General features: G+C 50.6%; 15 protein-coding genes and 1 pseudogene. 5 read left to right on the forward strand and 11 right to left on the reverse strand.

The annotated features are described in order from the left end of the window. A complete protein-coding gene (locus ABV298_RS19755; protein ID WP_353717896.1) occupies window positions 1-687 on the reverse strand; it encodes a response regulator transcription factor in 687 nt (228 codons plus the stop codon). A 120-nt stretch (window positions 688-807) separates the two neighbouring features. Next, a complete protein-coding gene (locus ABV298_RS19760) occupies window positions 808-1,845 on the reverse strand; it encodes an App1 family protein (RefSeq protein ID WP_353717897.1) in 1,038 nt (345 codons plus the stop codon). Between the two features lie 45 nt (window positions 1,846-1,890). Between ABV298_RS19760 and ABV298_RS19765 the strand changes: the two genes are divergently transcribed. The 3 genes from ABV298_RS19765 (at window position 1,891) to ABV298_RS19775 (ending at window position 5,520) form a co-directional block, all read left to right on the forward strand. Beyond that, the gene (locus tag ABV298_RS19765) at window positions 1,891-2,790 is read left to right on the forward strand and encodes a YegS/Rv2252/BmrU family lipid kinase (protein WP_353717898.1); all 900 of its coding nucleotides are present in this window, start codon (window positions 1,891-1,893) and stop codon (window positions 2,788-2,790) included. Between the two features lie 235 nt (window positions 2,791-3,025). Continuing rightward, window positions 3,026-4,177 carry an acetylxylan esterase gene (locus tag ABV298_RS19770; protein ID WP_353717899.1) on the forward strand — a complete coding sequence of 384 codons (1,152 nt, stop codon included), beginning with the start codon at window positions 3,026-3,028 and terminating at the stop codon, window positions 4,175-4,177. A gap of 8 nt (window positions 4,178-4,185) precedes the next feature. Continuing rightward, window positions 4,186-5,520: a GntP family permease gene (locus tag ABV298_RS19775; protein ID WP_353717900.1), complete on the forward strand. Its 1,335-nt coding sequence runs from the start codon at window positions 4,186-4,188 to the stop codon at window positions 5,518-5,520. Between the two features lie 351 nt (window positions 5,521-5,871). Here ABV298_RS19775 and sucC read toward each other — a convergent pair whose 3' ends face one another. After that, window positions 5,872-7,095 (reverse strand): ADP-forming succinate--CoA ligase subunit beta, encoded by a 1,224-nt coding sequence (gene sucC, locus ABV298_RS19780; RefSeq protein ID WP_353717901.1) that lies wholly within the window; start codon window positions 7,093-7,095, stop codon window positions 5,872-5,874. Window positions 7,096-7,180: 85 nt separating this feature from the next. Here sucC and ABV298_RS19785 point away from each other — a divergent pair, with 85 nt between their 5' ends. Then, window positions 7,181-7,852 (forward strand): ABC transporter ATP-binding protein, encoded by a 672-nt coding sequence (locus ABV298_RS19785; RefSeq protein WP_353717902.1) that lies wholly within the window; start codon window positions 7,181-7,183, stop codon window positions 7,850-7,852. An 80-nt stretch (window positions 7,853-7,932) separates the two neighbouring features. On the opposite strand, the pseudogene groL reads toward ABV298_RS19785, so the two are convergent. Together groL and ABV298_RS19795 are read right to left on the reverse strand one after the other, a co-directional pair. Next, window positions 7,933-9,565 (reverse strand): annotated as a pseudogene (gene groL / locus ABV298_RS19790) (chaperonin GroEL). 57 nt (window positions 9,566-9,622) lie between these two features. After that, window positions 9,623-9,919: a co-chaperone GroES gene (locus tag ABV298_RS19795; protein WP_019940524.1), complete on the reverse strand. Its 297-nt coding sequence runs from the start codon at window positions 9,917-9,919 to the stop codon at window positions 9,623-9,625. Between the two features lie 226 nt (window positions 9,920-10,145). On the opposite strand from ABV298_RS19795, the gene ABV298_RS19800 reads away from it, so the two are divergent. Then, a complete protein-coding gene (locus tag ABV298_RS19800) occupies window positions 10,146-10,853 on the forward strand; it encodes a hypothetical protein (protein WP_353717903.1) in 708 nt (235 codons plus the stop codon). Between the two features lie 77 nt (window positions 10,854-10,930). Here the strand turns inward: ABV298_RS19800 and secG are convergent, their stop codons facing one another. The 6 genes from secG to ABV298_RS19830 all read right to left on the reverse strand — a co-directional run bounded on the left by secG (window position 10,931) and on the right by ABV298_RS19830 (window position 17,921). Then, on the reverse strand, window positions 10,931-11,341 hold the full coding sequence (gene secG / locus ABV298_RS19805; protein WP_353717904.1) for a preprotein translocase subunit SecG: 411 nt from the start codon (window positions 11,339-11,341) through the stop codon (window positions 10,931-10,933). A gap of 138 nt (window positions 11,342-11,479) precedes the next feature. After that, window positions 11,480-12,133: a hypothetical protein gene (locus ABV298_RS19810; RefSeq protein ID WP_353717905.1), complete on the reverse strand. Its 654-nt coding sequence runs from the start codon at window positions 12,131-12,133 to the stop codon at window positions 11,480-11,482. Between the two features lie 59 nt (window positions 12,134-12,192). Continuing rightward, on the reverse strand, window positions 12,193-12,705 hold the full coding sequence (locus ABV298_RS19815; protein WP_353717906.1) for an LptE family protein: 513 nt from the start codon (window positions 12,703-12,705) through the stop codon (window positions 12,193-12,195). Then, a complete protein-coding gene (locus ABV298_RS19820) occupies window positions 12,695-13,990 on the reverse strand; it encodes a sigma-54 dependent transcriptional regulator (protein ID WP_353717907.1) in 1,296 nt (431 codons plus the stop codon). The genes ABV298_RS19815 and ABV298_RS19820 overlap by 11 nt, the downstream gene beginning before the upstream one ends. Window positions 13,991-14,059: 69 nt before the next feature. Further along, window positions 14,060-15,517 carry a tRNA (N6-isopentenyl adenosine(37)-C2)-methylthiotransferase MiaB gene (gene miaB, locus ABV298_RS19825; protein WP_353717908.1) on the reverse strand — a complete coding sequence of 486 codons (1,458 nt, stop codon included), beginning with the start codon at window positions 15,515-15,517 and terminating at the stop codon, window positions 14,060-14,062. An 82-nt stretch (window positions 15,518-15,599) separates the two neighbouring features. Next, window positions 15,600-17,921, reverse strand: a complete 2,322-nt coding sequence (locus ABV298_RS19830; RefSeq protein WP_353717909.1) for a BamA/TamA family outer membrane protein — start codon at window positions 17,919-17,921, stop codon at window positions 15,600-15,602. Window positions 17,922-17,995: the final 74 nt, after the last annotated feature.

A 17,995-nucleotide genomic window follows, 5' to 3' on the forward strand; every position in this document is an offset into this window, starting at 1 on the left:
CTATTCCTCTTTCATGATATAACCCATGCCCGGCCGGGTGTGGATGAGCTTGGTAGGAAAGTCTTTATCAACTTTTTTTCGTAAGTAATTGATATACACCTCTACTACATTGGTCCCGGGGTCGAAATTGAGGTGCCATACGTGCTCGGCCAGATCCATTTTGGAAACAACCCGCCCGCGATGCAGCATGAAGTATTCCAGCAATGCAAATTCCTTGGCCGTCAGATCGATCACGTTCCCCGCCCGTTTAACCTGTTTCGTGCCGAGGTTCATTTCAAGGTCGGCGATACGCAGGATTTTGTCCGAAGTCTCGGGATTCAGCAGCTCCGAAACCCGTAACGCGGCATTAATTCGAGCTAATAACTCTCTGAAATCGAATGGTTTGACGATATAGTCGTCGGCCCCGCTGTTCAACCCTTCCACTTTGTCTTCGATTTCACCGAATGCCGTAAGCATAATGATCGGCAGCGATGGCTTGTAGATCCTGATCTGCTGGCAAACGTCGTAACCTTTCATACCCGGCAGGTTGACGTCCAGCAACACGAGGTCGAATTTTTTTTCCAAAGCCATTTGCTTGCCCGTAATGCCGTCGTAGGCGATCTCCGCCTCGAAATTCTCGGCGGCCAACCCGCGAAAGATGTTCTGGGCAATGCGGCGGTCGTCCTCGACGATCAGGATTTTTTTCATATGTATGCTAAAAAGGACCGGATCAAGTTACAAAAGTGTGGATATATGCCAAAACCGGCCGACAGATAATCCGTATGCAGCGGGCGTTCGGGTGGTTGGTCTACGACGGCGCAAGATAATTCAGGAAATGGCTTTGGATACGATTTGACCTACTTCGGGTTCCGCAGGCGTCTGGAAAACGATGCCGTGGTCGAGCGAATGGATAATGGCCTTGTTACTGTGCGCGAAATAGCAGGTATCGATGCCCAGGTCCTGGATATTTTTGAGCAATGCGGTGGTATGCGGCTTTGTGCGCCTGCGCGTCTGGCGTATGTACACCGCGCGGATGCTTTGGGGGAATGTCCGGCAGATCTCCTCGTAAATTTCAGGGTCTTTCTGTGAATCGTCGCCTAGTAAAATAAACTGCAATTCGGGGTAAAAATTGATGATATTGTGGATTTTCCGCAACTTATGTTCATGCGAACCACCGCCTGTCGTCACAAAATCGTCGAGGCCGGACTTGATTTTTTTGAGTTTCAGAACGGCTTTCGGCAAACCGTTGAGTTCGGCGAAGCGGACAATCATATCGTACAGGTTCCATTCGCTGCTAGAAACGTAAAAGAAGATGTTGCTATCCTTGTGGGGATGTGTACGGCTGGCAAAAGAAAGCAGCTGGTAATGTTTCACCACATCGTCGAATGGCTTTCGCGCCTGTACGTTTTTGGAGAGTAAAACAAATAACTTCCTGAAAGAACGGCGACTATGCGAAATCAGAAAGGTGTCGTCGATGTCGGAAATAAGGCCGTACGAGCTTTTGTAAGGTACGAAAAACTCCCCGGAGCTTTCGGCTCGGTATTTCTTTCCGTTGATTTCGTCGTCTAACGTGACGCGGTAGCTGTGCCATCCGCCTGGCATTTCGTCGGCGAGGGGCACCTGGAACCGGAAATAGCCATCCGCTTCGGCAGTGGTTTCGAATGTCTTGTCGCCCAGGTGCAGGGTGATTTTTAAAAAGGGAATGGTTTTGATGGAAAAGAGCTCGATGATGGTTTTGGCATAGCGAAAGCCGCGTCTGGTATACTTCCGGTCGCCGGAGGGGTATTTTTTAACCACGTGGCCAAACACAACGAGTTCCTTTTTATTGGCGTAGCCACGGTACAGTTTTAAGTCACAACGTTTCATAACTATCTTTATCCTCTGCGACATCAGGTCCCTAATTTATCGAATATGTCTTCACAACCGAAAGTTTTGCTGGTAGTAAATCCCATTTCCGGGGATGTGAACAAGGATATTATTTTTGAAAGGGTTATCGAAAAGTCGGAAGCCGAGGGCTGTGACCTGCGTATTTACAACACCACCGGCAGCGACGATGGGCAGACCGTCCGTGAAATGGTTGAAAATATCAGGCCCGAGCGCGTGCTTGTAGCCGGCGGCGACGGCACTATTTCCATGGTAGCGCAGGCATTGCATGGCACCGACGCCGTTCTTTGCATCATTCCCGCCGGTTCAGCCAATGGTCTTTCCGTTGATTTCGGGCTGTCCGGCTCCATCGACCAGGCATTGGAAGTAGCGTTCGAAGGCGCTGTTTCGGCCATCGACGCGGTTTCGATTAATGGCGAAATCAGTCTGCATCTGGCTGATATCGGTTTAAATGCATTGCTGGTCAAAAACTACGAGGACAGCGACACACGCGGCAAGCTGGGTTATGCGCGGGAAATGTTGCGGACGCTGAGCGAACATGAAAATTTCGAGGTAAGAATCACTACCGGCGACGAGGTACTTGAAACCGAAGCATTGATCGTAATCATCGCCAATGCTAAAAAATACGGTACCGGGGTGAGTATCAATCCGATAGGTGATATGTGCGACGGCTTTTTCGAGTTGGTGATCGCCAAGAAGCTGGATTTTATCGAAACCGCTAAAATCCTCGCCGGCAGCACGGACTTCAATCCCGAGATTATGAAAGTGATTTCCGTAGAAAAAGCGAAGATCGAATGCGTCCAAAAAGCAGCGCATTTTCAGATCGACGGGGAATACAAGGGGCTGGTAAAGGAACTGGAAGCGGTGATATTGCCGGAGTATGTAAGGGTTGCCATTCCAAAAGGGCTCCGGGAAGTCAACGCATAAGGGCGAAAGCGCTGCCCCCGAAGGGCTTCCTGTTTATGGCAATGACGGTCATCTCAACCACATTTTGGCTCCGGAGGAGCCTCCTACGGGAACAATACAGGACACACCGCCGGGGTGTGAACGTCCGGAACTGCATATTTTGCTGCAAACAGGATAGCCCTCCGCGCCAATTATGCGGGTATTGCAACAGTATTCTGTCTCACTAACTTGCTTTTTTGACCAAACTGCAATCTCCATGAAAATCGCATATACCATCCTTTTCGGGATTCTTGGTTTCGCATCGGCCATGCAAGCCCAGCAGGCCGAACTCTGCCAGGGTGCTTATTTTACCGAAGAACAAGGCAAGGCATTCCTCGAAAAACACGTCCCAGCTTCCCGCGTAGAATGGGAAGCCCGCGCCGCGCAAATCCGGCAGCAGATCCGTAACGGAATGGATTTGCAAACATTACCCGAGAAACCCACGTCGCAACCGATTATCCATTCTAAAAAAATAATGGACGGCTACTCGATCGAAAATGTCGCTTTCGAGAGCATGCCGGGTATTTATGTGACGGGAAATTTGTACCGGCCATTGAAACAACAAAAGTCGTACGCAGGTATCCTCGCGCCGCACGGCCATGGTGAGAATCCGCACGGGCGCTTCCGCGAGCAGACGCAGAAGCGCTGCGCGACGCTCGCACGCATGGGCGCGATCGTGTTCGTGTGGGACATGGTAGGGCAGGGCGATGCCAGGCAATGCGAACATAAAATGCCGAAAGCGCTGAAATTGCAAACGATCAATAGCATCCGTTCGCTGGATTTCCTGCTGTCCATTCCCGGGGTCGATCCCAACCGTATTGCCTGTACCGGCGAATCGGGTGGGGGAACGCAGACGTTCCTGCTGGCTGCGTTGGATAACCGCGTGAAAGTATCGGCGCCGGTAGTAATGATATCGGCCTATTTCTTCGGAGGATGCGTTTGCGAGAGCGGCCTGCCAATTCATAAAAACGGTGGGTACCAGACCAATAATGTAGAAATTGCTGCATTAACCGCCCCGCGACCGATGATCATGATCTCCGACGGGGGCGACTGGACCAGGAACACGCCGGAAGTGGAATATCCGTTCATGCAGAAGATTTATTCGCTTTATGACAAGAAAGATAACCTCGAAACCGTGCATCTGGCTAACGAAAAACACGATTACGGCCCGTCGAAGCGGAAGGCGATGTATGCTTTCATGGCTGAACACCTCAAACTCGACCTGAAAGCGGTAACGGACAAGAACGGACAAATCGACGAAGAGCCTGCCAAAGTATTGGAACAAAAGGATCTGGCCGTTTTTGATGCCGTTCATCCACGGCCGGCGAACGCGGTCATGGGTGACGAAGCGGTGCTTAAACTTTTATAGCCGCAATTATGATCTTTGCTATCGTACTGGCCGCCATCGCGTTTATTGTCCTTAGTTCCATCATTTTGAAGATGCACCCGCTTGTCGGGCTGTTGCTTGCCGCGCTTGGAGTAGGCGTGTTCGCTGGCTTGCCGATCGATAAGCTCGCTGAAACGATTGGTAAAGGTTTCGGAGAGTTGATGTCGAAGATCGGGCTGATGGTGATCCTTGGCTGCGTAATAGGCGCAATCCTGGATAAATCCGGCGCGGCCATTAAAGTTGCGGATGTGATTTTAAAGGTATTCCGGGATAAGCGGCCAGCATTTGCCATGTCGGTGATTGGCGGCATTGTAGGCATTCCTGTTTTTTGCGACTCCGGTTTCATTATTTTACACAAACTCAACCAGATTGTTGCCAAGCGGACTGGCAAGCCGCTGGCTACCATTGCATTATCGCTGTCCGGCGGTTTGTTCGCCACCCACACCCTTGTACCCCCCACGCCCGGCCCGCTGTCCGCAGCCGGTAACCTGGGTATTCCGGATTCCATTGGGCTGGTCATTCTCATCGGCCTTATTGTTTCTATTCCCAGCCTTTTCCTGTCGACCTGGTTTGCCGGGAAATATGCTAAAAATGTAAAACTGATGGACGACGCGGCCATTGACGAGCCCCAAATTATAGAGGAGCAATTGTTACCTCCCGCCTGGAAAGCGTTTATGCCCATTGTACTGCCTATTCTGCTTATTACCCTTGCCTCTTTTGCCAAAATTCTGCAATTCCCCGGAGAACTCACGCGCTGGCTGAACTTTCTCGGCAGCCCGCTGGTGTCGTTTCTGCTGGCGATATTTTTCAGCTATTCCCTATTCCCTGAAAATGCTTCGCAACGCATGATGGCCTGTTTTAAAAGTGGCATAGAGCACTGCGGCACTACCCTCGTGCTAGTAGGCGCGGGAGGCGCTTTCGGGGCTATTTTAAAAGAAACCTCCTTGAAGGAAATGGTGAGTGAATGGCTGCTGCATAACGAAATGTCCGGTGGCTATTTGTTGGTGATCGCGTTTCTGATTGCCGTATTTTTCAAAACGGCACAAGGTTCCACAACCTCGGCCATGGTGCTCACCACGAGCATCCTGGCGCCACTGCTTGCATCGCTCGGTTTTGTAACGTCCGTTCAGATAACATTGGTCGTAATGGCAGTAGGCAGCGGCGCGATGATCGTTTCGCATACCAACGACGCCTGGTTCTGGGTCGTATCGCAATTTACCGGCATTTCAGCGAAGGACACCTATCGCACGCACACCGTTCTGACAGGCTTGCAGGGCGTTGTAAGTTTCGCGGCGACGATGGTTTTATATTTGCTTCTTGGATAGAAGGGTTAGGGCGTGCTTCGGGTCGGGGGGGTGTTTTCTTGCGGTGCTCCGCACCTTGTGTTGGTTGATTAGCGGCTCCGCTCATTCTGCAAAACCTTTGTGCTGCACCGGTTCGATTAGACAAGGCGCAGAGCGCCGTAATACTTGTAGGACTGATTGCCGCATGGCTGAATGAAAAGGTGCAGCGCACCGAAAGATTTGTAGGAATTGAAAGCATATCCCTACATTACCCGCAATATAAAACAATGTCACCCTGAGTGAAATCGGAGGTAATGCATGACGCAAATATCCTGCGATTGCGCTCAGGGTGACATTAATGTTTTAACATTACGTCAGCCGGAAAGCCTTTTTTTAAACACCCAGCTCAGCGAGAACCTCTGATACTTTGGTTGCAGCTTCTTTGAATTCGATTGCGGAGTAAACTTTCAGGCCGGATTCGTTAATGATGCGCGCGCCTTCCTCGGCATTGGTTCCCTGCAGACGAACGATGATAGGCACCGGAATTTCGCCGATCGCTTTGTAGGCTTCCACTACACCGGCAGCAACACGGTCACAACGCACTATACCGCCGAAGATGTTGATCAGGATCGCTTTTACGTTCGGGTCTTTCAGAATGATGCGGAAACCTGCTTCCACGGTGCGAGCGTTCGCGCCACCGCCTACGTCGAGGAAGTTGGCAGGCTCACCGCCTGAAAGCTTGATCAGGTCCATGGTAGCCATTGCCAAACCGGCTCCGTTCACCATACAACCTACGTTTCCGTCCAGTTTTACGTAGTTCAGGTTGTTGGCGCCTGCTTCTACTTCCAATGGGTCTTCTTCGTTGGTGTCGCGCATTTCTGCCAGTTCCGGATGACGGTACAATGCGTTGTCGTCCAGGTTTACTTTCGCATCAACGGCGAGGATTTTATTATCGGACGTTTTTAAAACCGGGTTGATTTCGAACATCGACGAGTCGCTTTCCACGTAGGCTTTGTAAAGCGCAGTGATAAATTTCACCATTTCCTTGAATGCGTCGCCTTCGAGGCCCAGTGCAAATGCCACTTTACGCGCCTGGAACGGCTGCAATCCCACAGCAGGATCGATCCATTCCTTGATGATTTTTTCAGGTGTATGCTCCGCAACTTCTTCGATGTCCATACCGCCTTCAGTGCTGGCCATGATCACGTTGCAGTTTTTGGCGCGATCCAACAGGATCGACAGGTAATATTCTTTCGGCTCGCTGGGGCCTGGATAGTATACGTCTTCTGCGATCAGGACTTTATTGACTTGCTTGCCTTCTGCACCGGTCTGGTGCGTTACCAATACTTTGCCCAGAATGTTGTTGGAGATGGTCCTGACATCTTCAACCGACTTAGCCAACGCCACACCGCGTTGCTCACTGCCGACGATACGGCCCTTGCCGCGGCCACCTGCGTGGATCTGGGATTTTACAACATACCACTTGGTGCCTGTCTGCTGGCTGAGCTCACGTGCAACTTCTACCGCCTTATCCGGAGTGTCGGCTACGAGGCCTTCCTGAATACGCACACCGTATTTTTTAAGAACGCTTTTGCCTTGATATTCGTGAATATTCATGAGTATAAAAGTAAATTGGTATTTTCACGGCAAATTAAGGAATTAATCAAAACGGGCGCGTTTTTAGCATAATTATCTTTTCATCATGGAGCTACTTCGGGCGAGCGGGATCAGGCGTACTTACGGTTCTTTGCAGGTTTTAAAAGGCATTGATTTGGAAGTAAAAAAGGGGGAAGTAGTGGCCATCGTAGGACCGTCGGGTGCCGGGAAAAGCACCTTCCTGCATATCCTCGGAACGCTCGACCGGCCGGAGCAAGGCGAGGTCTTCATCGAGGGCATTAATGTGTTTACCCAGAAGGACAAAGACCTCGCACGCTTCCGTAACGAGAAGATCGGCTTCATTTTCCAGTTCCACAATTTGCTGGCGGAGTTTACGGCATTGGAGAACGTCTGTATGCCGGGGTACATCAACGGTAATGTCAGCGAAAAGGACATTCAGGCACGTGCCAAAGAACTGCTCGAACTACTCGGTCTTGGTGGCAGAATGGATCATTTGCCGTCTCAACTTTCCGGTGGCGAACAGCAGCGCGTAGCAGTTGCCAGGGCATTGCTGAACCGGCCCGCCATTGTGTTAGCCGATGAACCCAGTGGTAACCTCGATTCGCATAATGCATTGGATTTGCATCAGTTGTTTTTCAAGCTGCGGGATGAAACCGGCCAGACATTCATTATTGTGACGCATAACGAGGAATTGGCCGAAATGGCGGATAGGAGATTGGTGATGCAGGACGGATTGATGGTCCAGCATTCCGTCTAAAATTTTTAATGCCAAACAAAAAACCGGCTGCCAGGTATCTGACAGCCGGTTTTTATATGTTCCGAAGAAACGGAGGCTGATTACATCATGCCGCCCATTCCGCCGCCGTGGCTGTGGCCACCTGCCGCAGGAGCTTCTTCCGGTTCGTCGGCGATCACGCACTCTGTTGTCAGCAACAGACCAGCGATAGACGCCGCGTTTTCAAGCGCCAGGCGGGATACTTTCTTAGGATCGATGATACCAGCTTCCAGAAGATCCTGATAAGTGTTGTCTTTCGCGTTGTAACCGAAAGAACCTGAACCATCTTTCACTTTGTTAATCACCACCGAAGGCTCGCCACCGGCGTTGGACACGATTGTTCTCAATGGAGCTTCGAGCGCCGTGCGGATGATGTTGATACCGGTTGTTTCGTCTTCGTTTGAACCTTTCAGGTTGTCGAGAGAAGCAGCTGCGCGGATGAACGCCACACCACCACCTGCAACGATACCTTCTTCCACCGCAGCGCGAGTTGCGTGAAGGGCGTCGTCAACGCGGTCTTTTTTCTCTTTCATTTCAACCTCAGTTGCGGCACCGATGTAAAGGATAGCTACGCCGCCAGACAATTTGGCAAGACGCTCCTGAAGTTTTTCGCGATCGTAGTCGGATGTAGTGTTTTCGATCTGCGATTTGATCTGGTTAACACGTGCCTGAATGTCCTCGGTAGCACCGCTTCCGTTAACCAATGTAGTATTGTCTTTGTCGATAATCGCTTTTTCGCAAGTACCGAGGTATTCCAAAGTAGCGTTTTCCAGTTTGAAACCACGCTCTTCGCTGATAACCGTACCGCCGGTAATGATGGCGATATCTTCCAGCATTGCTTTACGACGGTCGCCGAAACCAGGAGCTTTTACAGCCGCTACTTTCAATGCACCGCGGATTTTGTTTACTACCAATGTAGCAAGTGCTTCTCCGTCAACGTCTTCTGCAAGGATAAGCAATGGACGGCCGGTTTGTGCAACTGCTTCCAACACAGGAAGAAGCTCTTTCATGGAAGAAACTTTCTTCTCGGAGATCAGGATGTATGGACGCTCGAGTTCGGCTTCCATTTTCTCTGTGTTGGTTACGAAGTATGGAGACAGGTAACCGCGGTCGAACTGCATACCTTCCACAGTTTTAACTTCTGTTTCGGTTCCGCGTGCTTCTTCAACGGTGATTACGCCTTCTTTACCTACTTTTTCCATCGCTTCGGCGATCATGTTACCGATCTCCTCGTCGTGGTTCGCTGAGATAGTCGCAACCTGAGCGATTTCTTTGGAAGTAGAGATGTTTTTTCTTTTGGCCTTCCAGATCTTTTACGATAGTAGCGACAGCTTTGTCGATACCACGTTTCAAATCCATAGGGTTAGCGCCAGCCGCTACGTTTTTCACACCGATCGAGTAGATCGCCTGTGCCAGAACGGTAGCAGTAGTAGTACCATCTCCCGCCGAGTCGGCAGTTTTGGAAGCTACTTCTTTCACCAGCTGAGCACCCATGTTTTCGATGGGATCTTTCAGGTCGATTTCTTTGGCAACAGTAACACCATCCTTCGTGATGCTTGGAGAACCGAACTTCTTGTCGATTACCACGTTACGGCCGCGAGGGCCCAATGTAACCTTAACGGCGTCAGCCAGGGTGTCCACACCGCGCTTTACTTTGTCGCGTGCTTCTGTGTCAAAAAATATTTTCTTAGACATAATTGTTAATAATTTGAAAGAACTTTAAGAGAAACTAATGAATCTGAAGGGCTCGGATTAACCTATGATCGCATAGATGTCCGACTCGCGCATAATCAGGACGTCTTTTCCTTCGTATGCCAATTCAGTGCCTGAGTACTTACCGTACAATACGGTATCTCCAACTTTTACTGTAAGCGGCTCGTCTTTTTTACCGGGGCCTACCGCCAATACGGTTCCACGTTGCGGTTTTTCCTTCGCAGTATCAGGGATGATGATACCAAATGCTGTTTTTTCTTCGGCTGGGGCAGGTTCGATGAGAACACGGTCAGCTAGCGGTTGTACATTCACTTGTATTTCTGCTAAAGTTGACATAAATATTAAACGTTTATTTTAGTTGTCAGTAATGATTAGACTCCCATCCCGATAGCACAATCTGTGCCAGCCACTCCGCTCTGACATTTTTTCCTGCCAGTGTGACAAATTTGTATTCAGGCGTGGCGTTATAGTACTATAATGTCATTTTTTTGTCAGGAATATCTAAATCTTGCTTTCAGCGGCGGAATTCATTAAATTTTATCGGAACCAAATTGAAAACCCTATGTCAGAACTCAATAGAAACTGGCTAACCGAAGGAATTTTTGATTTTGAATACAAAAAATATGTGCTGATGGCCTACTTTCAGCACGTCCGGGACCAGTTCACACACAACCGGTTGCACCCTTTCCTGCCAGAATTGAAGCTGCACCTCGACGCTTGTGTCAGCATCCGCGACAATAAGAGCAATATCAGGAAAAACCTGCCTAAAAATCTGACAGGGATCGATGTTCAAACCTGGCAGTTGCAATATGAAGAGACGCACCAGGACGACCCCTATATGTCGGACCTGAACTACATTCTCGATTTCGCAATCCCGCGGTTTTCGAAATCCATTGAGGAGGGGTCGGAGCGGTTTTCGGAAGTGGAGGAGAACGTACGTGTTTCGCCCGTAGGCATCGTACCGTTGCATTTGCAGGAGGGCTACCTGCTGTTTTTGCATACATTCCAGCCGTTGGTAAGCGTTTTTCAATACCAGCTGGCGCTTTACAATGCATTAAAGGAGCGGTACCTGAAAACTATTTATATCGACACGGTGCGTATTGGCATCGGAAATACGATCTCGCAGATCAAAGTAGAACTTACAAAACGAAACAGGGCCATGCCGAATCCTGCGACTTATGTCGTGGAATCGAAACATGAATATCCGTTGCAGGAAACGCTGCTGCCGGTTGCGGAGAGATTAATGTTGCGGGAAATCAATGTAGCTTAAGTGTGACTTTAAATTATGGGGCGTAAAAAATCCTGCGATGTTCGTCGCAGGATTTTCTTTTCAGGCTGATACCTTCCTTATTTCTTCGCAGTGTCGGCAGGAGTTGCAGCCGGTGTTGTGGTGCCGGCGGGAGCAGTTTCGCCCGCAGCAGGCGCCGCACCTTCTTTTTGCGCAGGTGCCGGATTGATTTTGCCACCCGGAACTACCGCGTTCTGAGCTCTGTCGACGTTGATACTGTTGATGCCAGCGCCAGTATTGGCACCGCCTACCATAATGTAAGAAGCCAGTGAAATGACAATCACTGCGCTTGCCAACCCCCATGTGATTTGTTCGAGCAGGTCGGTTGTCTTTTTAACGCCAAACATTTGGGTGGTGCCTGCGCCGCTAAACTCGCTCGAAAGCCCTCCTCCTTTTGAATTTTGGACCAAAACGACCAAAATCAACAACACTGCAACAATGGCAACCAGAATAATTAAACCCAAATACATGCTTTAATGAATTTTGAATGACTGAATGAGTGAATGACTGAATGTGTGTGAATGTGCAATCAATGAACTACTACCTGACCTCATGACCTCTTGACTCCTTGACCCATGAACTTTAGACTCTCAGACTCCTGAACTCCATTACGATCTCGCGTACAGTTCGCTCAATTTTTTCGCAAAGTAATTCCTTTTTTCCGGTTTTTTCAAAATCAATTTTTGATAGACGTCTATCGCCTTTTCTATTTTACCCTGCCGGATCAGAATTTGGGCAAATGCTTCGGTTTCGATGCTGGTGTCGGGGCTGCCTCCGAGCCGTGCGCTCAGATCGATATTGACCGGCTCCAGATTGTTGTCCTGGCGCGCGATGCGCGGGTTCTTTTTCATAAAACCCTGGATAATCTGCTGCTGCCGGCGCTGCTCCTCGGTGCGCTGCAATTCGGCCGAGTCTTGTTGCTCGACGGTGCTGATCAGGATGTCGTCGCTGTCGAGCGGCTCGGGGGAGGGCTGCGGTTCGAGAATATCATCCACATCCACGGTGGCGTCGTAACGCTCGTTGTCGCTCTCTACCAGTTGCTGTAATGCTACGCGGCTTAACGCGTAAGCGGCCGCGCGTGGGCGGGTTTCTTCCAGTTTTTCGCTGCCCGCCAGGCTCGATGCCTTGGCCAGCATCGAGTAGGGGATCTGGCAATAGGGAAATGCCTTGATCGTGGCTTCCAGCTGCGGGATCACATCGGCGGTAATCAGGCCGGGGTTTTTCACCAGCTGATCAAATGTTTCCTTGTCGATGAGCGCCATATTCGGGTATTAGTGAGAAAGTCGAGTAATTGAAATTGAAAGCCTGGGACGGGCTGTTCCTACCAGTCGGCGGCCGATTTATTGAAAATCTGCTGCACCAGGTTTTCCCGGATAGTCGGGAGCAAGCGCGCTTCGTTCTGGTTGAGCGTCTGATCCTGGGGAAAGTCTGCGTAATAGGTGAACGACTGGTCGAAGTTCTTGGTCTCGTCCTTTGCGTTGGTATACCGCACCTGTACGGTTACGTTCAGCCGGTTCAGGCCCGCCTGGTCGTTCGCGGTGGGGGCCGCGGGCGTCACATCGTAGCCCGTGATGGAGCCTTCCAGAACGAGGTCGCCACCGCCGGGCTGGCTTACCAGGCTGGTATTTCGTTGAAAATACTCTTTTAAATCCTCAGTGAGGCGCTGAGGCAGATCACTCGGGCCACCAGCGGTACCCATGGTGAAATTGAGTACGCTGAACGTCTTGATGTCGGGAGAAAGGTTGGTTCCTGTAAATGAATAAACCCCGCAACCCGACATGAAAACCGGGCAAATCAGGAACACCAATGCCCATATTTTAACTTTATTCTTCAATGTCGTATTGTTTGATCTTCCTGTATAACGTACGCTCGGAAATGCCCAATGCATTGGCGGCATATTTTCGCTTGTTGTTGTTTTTGCGAAGCGCCTTGATAATCATTTCCTTCTCCTTGTCTTCCAGCGAAAGCGATTCCTCCTCGGCGGTTACATGCATGACGTCCTCTATTTCATCGCGTTCGTCGGAATAGCGGTCCAGGTCCACTGTCCGCGACGGCGGAGGTGTCAGCAGGCGCGCCGGTTCGATGGCAGGCGTGGTAATGACCGGCTCGGTACTGTTCAGGGAGCTGAAAAGTTCCTGATGATCTTTCAGGATTTCGCCTCCATACTTCTCATTTTCAAGTACGTTCCTGACGAGCTTTTTCAGCTCCGTCATATCCCTGCGCATATCGAAAAGTACTTTATACAAAAGCTCCCTTTCCGAAAACGACGTGGCGCTGTCATCCCCCGAACGTAGCGGAACCAATGCCCTCCGGCTGGATGGCTGAACGGGGTTCAGATAATGGTTCAGCGTTTCGGCGCTGATCGGCAGATCCTTGTCGGTTTCGAGGATCGTAATCTGTTCCGCGATGTTTTTCAACTGACGGATATTACCCGGGAATGCATATTGGAGCAAAAGGCTCCGTGCCTCGTTGTCGAGCCTGACCGGTTTGGTGCGATAGCGTTCGGAGAAATCGTTTGTAAACTTCCGGAAAAGAAGGAGAATATCCTCGCCGCGATCGCGTAGCGGCGGGACGTAAATAGGAACGGTATTGAGGCGGTAATATAAGTCTTCCCGAAATTTGCCGTTGTTTACCGCGTCGAGCAGGTTGACATTCGTGGCCGCTACGACACGGACATTTGTCTTCAAAACTTTGGACGAACCGACACGAATATATTCGCCGTTTTCCAGAACGCGAAGCAACCTTGCCTGGGTACCGAGCGGCATTTCACCCACTTCGTCGAGGAAAATTGTCCCGCTGTTGGTCGTTTCGAAATAGCCTTTGCGCGCATCCAATGCGCCGGTAAATGCGCCTTTTTCGTGCCCGAACAGTTCCGAATCGATTGTTCCTTCCGGGATCGCGCCGCAGTTGATGGCAATGAACGGCCCGTGCTTGCGTGCGCTGAGGCTGTGTATGATTTTAGAAAATGACTCTTTGCCGCTTCCGCTTTCACCGGTGATTAAAACCGTCAGGTCGGTCGCTGCGACCTGCACGGCCACATTGATCGCGTGGTTCAGGCCCGACGAGTTGCCGATGATCCCGAAGCGGTTCTTTATTGCTTGTATTTCCGATGAATCCATAAAATAGCTGAGGCCTCCGGTTACCGGAAGGCCTTTTCTTTTAATACAAACGAATCTGTTTCGATGGAGCTAGTTTAAGACCGGCTCCGGCTGCAAGGCGTAGCCCAGCAGGGTAGCGGCAGTACATTCGGTGATCATCACGTCGACATACTGCCCTTTTTTGAAGTTTTCACGTGGGAAAACCACCATTTTATTCTGGTCGTTACGGCCACAAAGATCGTCTTCCGAACGTTTGGAAGTGCCTTCTATGAGGACCTTTTGCACGGTACCTACCAGCCGCTGGTTGCGTTCCAGCGAGAGGCGTCCCTGCAATTCGATGATTTCCGCCAGCCTGCGCTTTTTAACATCCTCGGGAATATCATCCCTGTATTTTTTTGCCGCCAACGTACCCGGACGTTCCGAATAGGCGAACATATAGCCGAAATCGAAGTTCGAATACTCCATCAGCGATAGGGAATCGCGGTGCTCTTCTTCCGTTTCCGTGCAGAAACCGGCGATCATGTCGTGCGAAATGCCGCAATCTTCGCCCAGAATGCGCCGGATCGCGTTGATACGCTCCATGTACCATTCCCGGGTATAGGTGCGGTTCATCAGTTCCAGCACGCGGGTATTACCGCTTTGCGCGGGCAGGTGGATGTATTTGCAGATATTGTCGTACTTTTTCATGGTATACAATACCTCGTCGGTAATGTCCTTAGGATGCGACGTACTGAAACGGATCCGGAGCTCGGGGCTTACCTTGGCGACCATTTCAAGCAGGTCGGCAAAATTTACGACCGTTTCGTTTTCCCCGTTCGCTTCGGGCTTCCATTTGTAGCTGTCGACGTTCTGGCCGAGCAACGTTACCTCACGGTAGCCGTCGCGGAAAAGATCTTCCGCCTCTTTCACGATCGAATAGGGGTCACGGCTGCGTTCGCGTCCGCGGGTGAATGGCACAACGCAGAAGCTGCACATATTATCGCAGCCCCGCATGATGGAAATGAATGCGGTTACGCCATTGGAATTCAGTCGGATAGGAGAGATATCGGCGTAGGTCTCTTCTCGCGAAAGGAATACATTCACACCTTTCTGACCTGTTTCGGCCTCTTCCACCAGCCTCGGCAGATCGCGGTAAGCGTCGGGGCCCGTCACAATGTCGACCATTTTCTCTTCTTCCAGAAACTTGGTTTTAAGACGCTCCGCCATGCAACCGAGCACGCCGATGAGCATACCGGGCTTGTTCTTTTTGATGAAATTGAGCTGTTTCAGCCGGTTGCGCACCTTTTGCTCCGCATTGTCGCGGATGGCGCAGGTATTCAGGAAGATCAGGTCCGCATTGTTGACGTCCGATGTGGTTGCAAAACCTGCGTCGCGCATAACCGACGCCACGATCTCGCTATCCGAGAAGTTCATCTGGCAACCGTAGCTTTCGATAAACAGCCTTTTTTTTCCTGAAAGCGGTTCGTTCTCCGAAACCCGCACTGTTTCACAGGCTTCCTTATCCGCCTCTGTCAATATTTTTAATGAATTTGCAATTCTTTGCTCCATGAGAAGGAAATCTTAAACGCTCAAAACGCAAAGATAGGAAATTTTAGATAAAAACTGACAAACTGTCATGTATTGCCATGCGTCAAAACGGATATCCGACACCGAGGTTGATATTCAGAGAGTTGGCTTCCGTTCGTCGGAAAAGATGTTTCAACCGCAGCTCGTCGAGGACAAAGCGCTGCAGGGCCGGGTCGTAGACTTTGACACCGAAATCGAAGCGAAGGATAAAGAAGGAAAGGTCGTACCGAATCCCGAACCCGGTGCCGACGGCCATCTCGCGCAAGAGTTTGCCTGCCTTGAATTTTTGTTCCTCCGTAGCGGTCGCCCGCAAGCTCCACACGTTACCCACGTCGAGAAACAATGCGTAATTGATATCCCCGAAGAACTTCGCCAGAAATCCCCGCCATTCCAGGTTGCCTTCCAGCAGGAATTCACCCGGCGATTCAATGGAAACGGCGTTATAGGTAATAGGTTTCGCGGAACCGGGTCCCAGCCGCCGGGGCAGCCAGGCGCGTACGCTGTTTGACCCCCCTGCGAAGAAGTATTTTTCGTAGGGCGGGACCTTATTGTCGCCATAGCTGTAAATCGCCCCTGTGTTGATCCGGGCAACCAGCGCCGATTTTCTTCCCGCCGGCCAGTAACGCCGGTAGTCGGCATTCCAGCGGATGTATTTGTAAAATTGAAGGCTATCTCCGAAAAATTCCCTGATCACTTCCCGCTGCCTGGGCAGAAAATTGAGCGTGGTGCCTCCCGATTCGACGGCAATCCGGAAATAATGCGCCTTTTTCTGCGGGCCGATAAGGGAATTGGTGTTGTACACAAAATTTGCATTGAGATCGGATACGAATGACCGATTGAAACTGTAAACGAGGTTATTACCTTGCATTCTCAACGTATCGAGAAGATCGGCAAAGTCCTTTCGTATGTATGTTGTGTTCAGGATGTTCAGGTCTACAAGCGACACATTGAAGAGCGTAGTCGGGGTTGGTTGCCACGAATACGTGGTATTGACCTTGACATTGGTACGGGTATACTCCGGCCGGTTCACGTAGCTGTAACCGAGCGTCAGTTGCGTTCTGGGATTGTAGTTGGCCGTTTGTCTCTTGAACAGGTTCTGCGGCGTGAGCAGGCGTGGGAAGATCAGCGAGGCATTGATGCCGATTTCTTCGCTTCGGTAAACCTGCCGGTTCCCCACAAAACCAGGTACCAGCTCGATACCGCCCCGCAGGTTGGTTTCAAAATTTTCCATCCCGTTGAACACATTCCTGATCTTGTACGACAGGTTGGCAAACGGCCCCGGCGTTCCTTGCAGCTGGATCACATTCAGACCAAGATCGGTGGAAATCTGGTACTTATCGAGCGGTATGGCTTTGAAATAGCTGTTAATGCCCTGCCCGGTCGAATCAAGGGTGTAATTATAATTCACAAACCGGAATTGGTCGGTCAGCGAGAGCTGTTGCTGGGTATCGCGCTCCTTTTTTTGGCTGTACCAGGCTCTTGGCCTTAGCTGTATTTTGGTGTCGAGCACTTTTCGCGAAAATCTCTTGTCGGAAAACACATATTTGATTCCTTCGAATGTGCTGGTATCCTTCCGAAAAATAGAATCGGGTACCCCGGTAGGCGGCAGCACCTCGAAATTGACCGAATTGACCAAATACCGTTTACTCGCCTGCGCAGGCATGTCCACGCGCACTTTCACGTCCACGGATTTGAAAAGGCTGTCGGTAGGCCGGTAGGTAATGGTGTCGTTGACGATATAGCTTACATTCTGGCGCGAAAAGCCCATGTATCCCTCGTTCCGGAGCAATGTTTCGATCCGGATACGCTCTTCCTCGAAGGCGTCGCCATCGTACCGCTTTCTCGGTTGCAATGCCGCATTTTTCAGGTCGGCTTTAATCAGGCTGTCGGCCAGGCTGTTCGGTACCTGGTACTGAATGTTTCGCACCATCGTCGGCCGGTTCTCCGTAACGAGGTAACTGACCCGGATCCGTTTGAAAAGCGTATCGGTTTTGAAAGTTACTTTTGCATCGAAAAAGCCGTTGTTGTACAGGTATTTCTGCATCTTTTCGGCATTCTGTGTTGCCTCTGCATTGATATAATACACCGGCGCCTCGCCCAGTACCCGCATCCAAAAGTTGCCCTGCGTGGCCCGGGTCTGCGCTTTTTCGAGCTTTTTGGCATATCTGTTCTGGATTCTTTCGAGCTTTCGGGGCGAATTTGCGTATTCCTGGGATTCTTTCTGGTAATTTTGTGTCACCTCGATCACCTTCCGTTGTTTTTCTTCGCGGTTATAAAATAGCTCGCCGAAGCGGTAAAGGCCGAGGTACGGGAAAATCGGGAGGCCGAGTAACCGGCGGTTCGGCCGTTGGGGGATCAGGTCTTCCAGCTCGGAGTCGCTCACCACGCGGTTGCCTTTGATCGAAGAATTACCGAGAAGAAAACCTTTTAGAAGCGGGCTTGGGTGCGCAGGAAAATAAT

This window comes from Dyadobacter sp. 676 (assembly GCF_040448675.1).
Lineage (GTDB): Bacteria > Bacteroidota > Bacteroidia > Cytophagales > Spirosomataceae > Dyadobacter.

Excerpts from the sequence above, each read along its gene's own strand:
- ABV298_RS19755 (WP_353717896.1), bottom strand. The coding sequence starts at position 687 with ATGAAAAAAATCCTGATCGTCGAGGACGACCGCCGCATTGCCCAGAAC.
- ABV298_RS19760 (WP_353717897.1), bottom strand. The coding sequence starts at position 1,845 with ATGAAACGTTGTGACTTAAAACTGTACCGTGGCTACGCCAATAAAAAG.
- ABV298_RS19765 (WP_353717898.1), top strand. The coding sequence starts at position 1,891 with ATGTCTTCACAACCGAAAGTTTTGCTGGTAGTAAATCCCATTTCCGGG.
- ABV298_RS19770 (WP_353717899.1), top strand. The coding sequence starts at position 3,026 with ATGAAAATCGCATATACCATCCTTTTCGGGATTCTTGGTTTCGCATCG.
- ABV298_RS19775 (WP_353717900.1), top strand. The coding sequence starts at position 4,186 with ATGATCTTTGCTATCGTACTGGCCGCCATCGCGTTTATTGTCCTTAGT.
- sucC (WP_353717901.1), bottom strand. The coding sequence starts at position 7,095 with ATGAATATTCACGAATATCAAGGCAAAAGCGTTCTTAAAAAATACGGT.
- ABV298_RS19785 (WP_353717902.1), top strand. The coding sequence starts at position 7,181 with ATGGAGCTACTTCGGGCGAGCGGGATCAGGCGTACTTACGGTTCTTTG.
- ABV298_RS19795 (WP_019940524.1), bottom strand. The coding sequence starts at position 9,919 with ATGTCAACTTTAGCAGAAATACAAGTGAATGTACAACCGCTAGCTGAC.
- ABV298_RS19800 (WP_353717903.1), top strand. The coding sequence starts at position 10,146 with ATGTCAGAACTCAATAGAAACTGGCTAACCGAAGGAATTTTTGATTTT.
- secG (WP_353717904.1), bottom strand. The coding sequence starts at position 11,341 with ATGTATTTGGGTTTAATTATTCTGGTTGCCATTGTTGCAGTGTTGTTG.
- ABV298_RS19810 (WP_353717905.1), bottom strand. The coding sequence starts at position 12,133 with ATGGCGCTCATCGACAAGGAAACATTTGATCAGCTGGTGAAAAACCCC.
- ABV298_RS19820 (WP_353717907.1), bottom strand. The coding sequence starts at position 13,990 with ATGGATTCATCGGAAATACAAGCAATAAAGAACCGCTTCGGGATCATC.
- miaB (WP_353717908.1), bottom strand. The coding sequence starts at position 15,517 with ATGGAGCAAAGAATTGCAAATTCATTAAAAATATTGACAGAGGCGGAT.